This is a genomic window from Actinacidiphila sp. bgisy167 (assembly GCF_965342175.1).
Classification (GTDB): Bacteria; Actinomycetota; Actinomycetes; order Streptomycetales; family Streptomycetaceae; genus Actinacidiphila.
This window is the reverse complement of sequence record NZ_CBDRBL010000150.1, coordinates 1-6,395: the sequence shown is the minus strand read 5'-3', so window position 1 is coordinate 6,395 and position 6,395 is coordinate 1. Positions and strand designations below refer to the sequence as shown.

The 6,395-nt window shown below is 66.5% G+C and carries 5 protein-coding genes; all 5 read right to left on the bottom strand.

The features are described from left to right. Positions 1 to 82 precede the first annotated feature (82 nt). Entirely contained in the window at positions 83 to 1,186 is a 1,104-nt protein-coding gene (locus ACRWND_RS30020) for an ABC transporter ATP-binding protein (protein ID WP_431954996.1), read from the bottom strand. Then, the gene (locus ACRWND_RS30015; RefSeq protein ID WP_431954995.1) at positions 1,179 to 2,237 is read right to left on the bottom strand and encodes an ABC transporter ATP-binding protein; all 1,059 of its coding nucleotides are present in this window, start codon (positions 2,235 to 2,237) and stop codon (positions 1,179 to 1,181) included. Before ACRWND_RS30015 ends, ACRWND_RS30020 begins: the two co-directional genes overlap by 8 nt. Positions 2,238 to 2,248: 11 nt before the next feature. Continuing rightward, a complete protein-coding gene (locus tag ACRWND_RS30010) occupies positions 2,249 to 3,184 on the bottom strand; it encodes an ABC transporter permease (protein ID WP_431954993.1) in 936 nt (311 codons plus the stop codon). Next, positions 3,177 to 4,103 carry an ABC transporter permease gene (locus ACRWND_RS30005; RefSeq protein ID WP_431954991.1) on the bottom strand — a complete coding sequence of 309 codons (927 nt, stop codon included), beginning with the start codon at positions 4,101 to 4,103 and terminating at the stop codon, positions 3,177 to 3,179. Before ACRWND_RS30005 ends, ACRWND_RS30010 begins: the two co-directional genes overlap by 8 nt. A gap of 157 nt (positions 4,104 to 4,260) precedes the next feature. Next, complete coding sequence (locus tag ACRWND_RS30000; RefSeq protein ID WP_431954989.1) at positions 4,261 to 5,883, bottom strand: peptide ABC transporter substrate-binding protein; 1,623 nt, start codon at positions 5,881 to 5,883, stop codon at positions 4,261 to 4,263. Positions 5,884 to 6,395: the final 512 nt, after the last annotated feature.

Here is a 6,395-nt window from a genome sequence, read left to right as displayed (position 1 = left end):
CCCCCCCCCCCCCCCCCCCCCCCCCCCCCCCCCCCCCCCCCCCCCCCCCCCCCCCCCCCCTCGGGCGTGGTGCGGGTGGTGCTCAGCTCACCGCGTGGACGACGTCCTTCTCCTCCGCGAAGTGGCACGCCGACTCGTGCGCGGCCAGGACGTCCTGGCCCTGGAAGCGCTGCGGGATCGCCAGCAGCGGCTCCTCGGTGGCGCACCGGTCCTGGGCCTTCCAGCAGCGGGTGCGGAAGCGGCAGCCGGACGGCGGGTTGGCCGGTGAGGGGACGTCACCGGCGAGGATGATGCGCTCGCGGTGCTCGCGGGACTCCGGGTCCGGCACCGGCACCGCCGACAGCAGGGCCTGGGTGTACGGGTGGGTCGGGTGGTCGTAGATCTGGGCGTCGGTGCCGATCTCGGCCATCTTGCCCAGGTACATCACGCCGACGCGGTCGGAGATGTGGCGGACGATCGACAGGTCGTGCGCGATGAAGATGTAGGAGAGGTTGAACTCGTCCTGCAGCTTCTCCATCAGGTTGATGACCTGCGCCTGCACCGAGACGTCCAGCGCCGAGACCGGCTCGTCGCAGATGATGATCTCCGGGTTGAGCGCCAGGCCGCGGGCGATGCCGATGCGCTGCCGCTGGCCGCCGGAGAACTGGTGCGGGTACCGGTTGATGTACTCCGGGTTCAGGCCGACGACGTCCAGCAGCTCCTGCACCTTGCGGCGCCGGTCGCCCTTCGGGGCCACCTCGGGGTGGATCTCGAAGGTCTCGCCGATGATGTCGCCGACCGTCATCCGCGGGTTCAGCGAGGTGTACGGGTCCTGGAACACCATCTGGATGTTGCGGCGCACGGCCTTCAGGGCGCGGCCGGACAGCTTGGTGATGTCCTGGCCCTTGTAGAAGACCTCGCCGGCGGTGGCCCGCTCCAGGTTCATCAGCAGCTTGGCGACGGTGGACTTGCCGCAGCCGGACTCGCCCACGATGCCCAGGGTCTCGCCCTGGTACAGGTCGAAGGAGACCCCGTCGACGGCCTTGACGGCGCCGATCTGCTTCTTGAACAGGATGCCCTGGGTCAGCGGGAAGTGCTTGACCAGGTTGCGCACCTGGAGGATCGGCTCGCCGCGCTCGACCGGCTCGGTGATCGCGGCCTCGACGACCTCGGCTGTCGTCTGGTCGGTCGTGGTGACGTCAGCCATGGATCGTCTCCTTCCAGAAGTGGCAGGCGCTGCCGCGACCCGGCAGCTCGCCACCGTCCCGCTCGGTCACAGGGACCAGCGTGGGCACGTCGGTGCGGCAGATGTCCTGCGCCATCTCGCAGCGCGGGTTGAACGCGCAGCCGGTCGGGATGCGCAGCAGGTTCGGGGGCAGGCCCTTGATCGCGTAGAGCTCCTGGCCCTTCTGGTCCAGCCGCGGGATCGACGCCAGCAGGCCCTTGGTGTAGGGGTGCGCCGGGCGCTTGTAGATCTCGTGGACGGGCGCGGTCTCCACGATCCGACCGGCGTACATCACGGCGATCTTGTCGGCCACGTCGGCGACGACGCCGAGGTCGTGGGTGATCAGGATTAGACCCATGTTGAACTCGCGCTGGAGCTCCGCGAGCAGGTCCATGACCTGAGCCTGGACCGTCACGTCGAGCGCGGTGGTCGGCTCGTCCGCGATGATCAGGTCAGGCTCCAGGGCGAGCGCCATCGCGATCATGATGCGCTGGCGCATACCGCCGGAGAACTGGTGCGGGTAGTCGTTCACCCGCTGCTTCGCGGCCGGGATGCGGACCCGGTCCATCAGCTCGACGCTCTTGGCCTTGGCCTCCTTGCGGGAGAGCCCCTGGTGCACGCGGAACATCTCGCCCAGCTGGTAGCCGACGCTCAGCACCGGGTTCAGCGAGGACAGCGCGTCCTGGAAGATCATGGCAATCTTCCGGCCGCGGATCTTGCGGCGCTCCTCCGGGGACATCTTGAGCATGTCCTTGCCCTGGAAGAGGATCTCGCCCTGCGGGATCCTGCCGGGCGGCATGTCGAGGATGCCCATGATCGCCTGAGCGGTCACGGACTTGCCCGAGCCGGACTCGCCCAGCACCGCGAGGGTCTCGCCCGCGTCCACGGTGTAGTTCACACCGTTGACGGCCTTGGCGACACCGTCCCGGGTGTGGAACTCGACGTGCAGGTCGCGGACCTCGAGCAGGGGTGTGCCCTGCTCGCCGGCGCGCCGGGGGGCCGGCACGCCCTCCGTCTTGTCGATGGTGGTCATGTACGCCCTCCTCAGCGCAGTTTGGGGTCGAAGGCGTCGCGGACCGCGTCGCCGAGCATGATGAACGCCAGCACCGTGATGCTGAGCGCGCCGGCCGGGAAGAGCAGCGCGTGCGGGGCGGTCAGGAACCGGTTCTGCACGTCGCTGATCATCAGGCCCCAGGAGATGTTCGGGGCTTGGATGCCGATGCCGAGGTAGGACAGTGCGGCCTCGGCCGCGATGTAGACGCCCAGGTTCATCGTCGTGATGACGATGACCGGTGCCAGGGCGTTCGGCAGGATGTGCCGGAAGGCGATCCGCTTGCTGTCCGCGCCCAGCGCCCTGGCGGCGCTGACGTAGTCGTTGTGCTTGTTGGCGATGACCTCACCGCGCATGATGCGGTAGACCTGCGGCCAGCCGAGGACCGCCAGCACCAGGGAGACCGTCCACACGTTGCCCGTCGCGAACAGCGACGTGATCAGCAGGCCACCGATGAGCAGCGGAACGGCGAAGAAGACCTCGGTCACACGGGAGAGGATCGTGTCCAGCCAACCGCCCTGGAGACCGGCGATCATTCCGAGCGCGCAGCCGACCAGCGAGGTCAGCAGCGTGGTGACCACACCCACGACGATCGAGTTGCGGGTGCCCCACACCGTGCGGGTGTAGATGTCGCAGCCCTGCAGGTCGTAGCCGAAGAGGTGTCCCGAGGAGGGCCGGTCAAGCGAGTGCTGGAGCTGGCAGAAGCCGTCGACGAAGGGGCTCCGCGAGGTGAAGAGCCCCGGCGCGATAGCGAGTGCCAGCAAGAAGAGGATGACGAGGCCCGAGATGATGAACAACGGGTTCTTGCGGAGGTCGGTCCAGCCGTCCTTGAGCAGGCTGGCGGCCCGCGCCGGCTTCTCCTCCGCCGCGGCGGCGGTCGGCTCGCCGGGCGTCGCCGGGACGGACTTTTCGATGGTCTGGTCACTCATAGCGGATCCTCGGGTCGAGCACGGCGTAGAGAATGTCGACGAGCAGATTGGCTCCCAGGTAGATCAGGACCAGGAGAGTCACCAGTCCGACCACCACGGGCCGCTCGCGCAGGTACACCGACTGGGCCAGCTGGCCTCCGATGCCCGGGAGGTTGAAGATCCGTTCGGTGATGATCGCGCCGCCCATCAGCGCGCCGAGGTCCATGCCCAGGAACGTGATGACGGGGATGAGGGAGTTGCGCAGGGCGTGCATGCCGATGACCCGGCGGCGGGGCAGTCCCTTCGCCACAGCCGTGCGCACGTAGTCGGCGCGGACCGATTCCATCATGCTGGCCCGGGTCAGGCGCGTGATGTACGCCATCGATGTGGAGGCGAGCACGAGGCCGGGCAGGATGTAGCTGGTGGGCCAGCCGTCGTCCTTGCCGGAGATGGGGAAGATGGCCAGGTGCACGCCGAGCTCGAGCTGCAGCACGCTGCCGAGCACGAACACCGGGATCGAGATCAGCAGCAGGGTGCTGAGCAGGACCACCTGGTCCAGGAACTTGCCCTTGCGCAGCGCAGTGAGCACACCCGCCAGGATGCCGACGACGGCCTCGATGACGAACGCCGTGACCGCCAGTTGCAGCGTGACCGGGAAGCGCTCGGAGACGATCTCGGAGATCGGGCGGCCGGTGTACGTGGTTCCCAGGTCGCCGGTGAACAGACCGCTGATGTAGTACCAGTACTGCCCGATGAGGGGGTCGTTCAGGTGGTACTGATCTCTCAGGATCGCGGCGATGTTCGGGTCGGCGCGCTTCTCGCCCGCCAAAGCCTGGATCGGGTCGCCGTGCAGGGCGAAGACCAGGCAGAAAATGATGAACGTGACGCCTATCAATACAGGGATCGCCTGCAAGACACGGCGCACGACGTATCGGCCCATCGGTTCTCCAGAGGGGGTGCTGACCCGCCCGCCGCCGGACGGCTGGGGGAGGGGGTGCGGCGGGTCGGACGCGGACGCGGACAGGGTGGGTCAGGGGACACCTCTCGGTCTCCCCTGCCCCACCCCGTTTCAGCCCGCTACATCAAGGGCTTGCTCGTCAGGCGAGCTTGACGGTGTCCCACAGGACGTTGCCACCGGCGATCTTCACGGCGGACAGCTTGGCGCTGTAGCCGGCGTTCAGCTTGTAGAAGTACACCGGGATGTACGGCATCTCCTTGAGGAGGATGTCGTCGGCCGCCTGGTATTCCTTTTGCGCGTCGGCGTCGGTGGCCGCCTTGTCACCCGCCGCGAGGAGCTTCTCGAACTCGGGGTTGGTGTAACCCGCGTAGTTGGAGCCGTTGGCGATGGCGTCCTTGGAGAAGATCGGGCGGAGGTAGTTCTCCATGTTCGGGTAGTCCATGTTCCAACCCATACGGAAGGCGCCACCGTACTTCTTGGCGTCCAGGTCGTTCAGGATGGTCTGGAACTGCTCGAACGGCTTGGCCGTGACCTTGATGCCCAGGTTGGTCTGGATCTGGTTGGCGACAGCCTCGATCCACGCCTTGTGGTCGCCGTCGGCGTTGTAGCCGATCTCGAGGGTGTTGTTCGGGAGGCCGCCGCTCTGCTGGTAGAGCTTCTTGGCCTCGGTCGGGTTCAGCGTGCAGGCGTCGCCGCAGGCGCCCTGGCGGTAACCCGGGATGATCGGGCTGATGAAGTCGTCGGCCGGCATGCGCGAGCCGAGGAAGATCTTCTCGGCGATCGCCTTGCGGTCGATCGACATCGAGATGGCCTTGCGCAGGTCGGCGTTCTGGAAAGCCTTGTTGTACTTCAGCGGGAAGCCGATGTAGCCGACGCCGGAGTCCGACTCGTCGATCGCGCGGTCGCCCAGGTCCTGCTTGTACGTCGCCAGACCCGAGGTCGGGATGCTGTCGTCGATGTCGATGCTGCCGCCCTGCAGGTCGCGGTAGGCGGTGTCAGCGTTCGAGTAGACCTTGAAGTTGATGCCCTTGACCTCGTACTGGGAGGCCTCGGGGAACTTGTCGTACTTGACGACGCTGATCGACTCGTTGTGCTTGACCTTGCCCTTCATCTCGTAAGGACCGTTGCCGATCGGAGCCTCGCCGAAGCCCTTGGGGTCCTTGAAGAAGGCCTTGGGCAGCGGGTAGAAGGCGTTGAAGGACAGCTGGGCCTTGAACGCGGAGAAGGGGGCGGTCAGCGTGACCTTCAGGGTCGAGTCGTCGACGGCCTGCAGGCCGGACAGCTTGTCCGTCTTCGGCTTCTTGCCCTCGCCCGGGTTCAGGTCCGCGTAGCCCGCGATGTGCGAGAACAGTGCGTTGGTCTGCTGGGCGTTGTCCTGGTTGGCGCCGTAGTTCCAGGCGTCGATGAAGGACTGCGCGGTCACCTTCTCACCGTTGTGGAAGGTGTAGCCCGGCTTGAGCTTGATCGTCCAGACCTTGGAGTCCGGCGTCTCGATGGACTGCGCCATGTCGTCGACGATCTTGTTGTCGGCGTCAAGCTTGGTGAGGCCGACGAACAGGGCGTGGACGACCTCGCCACCCTCGGTCTCGTAGGTGTTCGAGGGGACGAGACCGTTCTGCGGCTCGCCTATCTCCATCGACACAATGCCGTCCGACTTGCTGCTGCCGCCGCCGGCGCTGTCCTTGCCACCGCCGCAAGCGGTAGCAGCCATGGCGACGATGATCGCGCCTGCGACCCAAGTGGCGCTCTTGGCACCGCGCATGGGTTTGCCTCCTCAGGAGTCACTGTTTCTACGTGAAAGGGCCGGCCTCACTGACACCCCTGGCAGTGATACCGGTCACCTGTGCTCGTGAGTCGACGCTCCCCATAAGCGCCTGGACCCATTGACCCGAGCTCAACGGCTCCAACTATCGGTCATTGACGGGCCGCTAACCACACACTTGCGATCTCGTTTTGGTCACAACCGGTCCAAAATAATCCCGCAATTCGGACATTTGGATTGTAGACAGACAGCGACGAAACGGACTTGTAACACGATCATCGGTGAACTGTGTCCGGTATTCGGACGTCGCCGGACCAAAATCCGGTTGCCCTCGCGGGCCGCTCGCCACGTGAAGTTACGCGGCTGACGCGTCGCCAGGTACGGGCTGTCGCGCCCGCGCCACTGGCGCAACCGCGACACCGGCAGCGGGCGTCGGTCCCGCGGCCGACCCGCCGGCTTCTCGCCGGTGACTTTTCTCACGCCTCCCATAGGCGCGTGCTGTCATGTCCGTT

What these genes read in the sequence shown, in the direction of transcription:
- ACRWND_RS30020 (WP_431954996.1), bottom strand. Translation starts at nt 1,186, where the DNA reads ATGGCTGACGTCACCACGACCGACCAGACGACAGCCGAGGTCGTCGAG.
- ACRWND_RS30015 (WP_431954995.1), bottom strand. Translation starts at nt 2,237, where the DNA reads ATGACCACCATCGACAAGACGGAGGGCGTGCCGGCCCCCCGGCGCGCC.
- ACRWND_RS30010 (WP_431954993.1), bottom strand. Translation starts at nt 3,184, where the DNA reads ATGAGTGACCAGACCATCGAAAAGTCCGTCCCGGCGACGCCCGGCGAG.
- ACRWND_RS30005 (WP_431954991.1), bottom strand. Translation starts at nt 4,103, where the DNA reads ATGGGCCGATACGTCGTGCGCCGTGTCTTGCAGGCGATCCCTGTATTG.
- ACRWND_RS30000 (WP_431954989.1), bottom strand. Translation starts at nt 5,883, where the DNA reads ATGCGCGGTGCCAAGAGCGCCACTTGGGTCGCAGGCGCGATCATCGTC.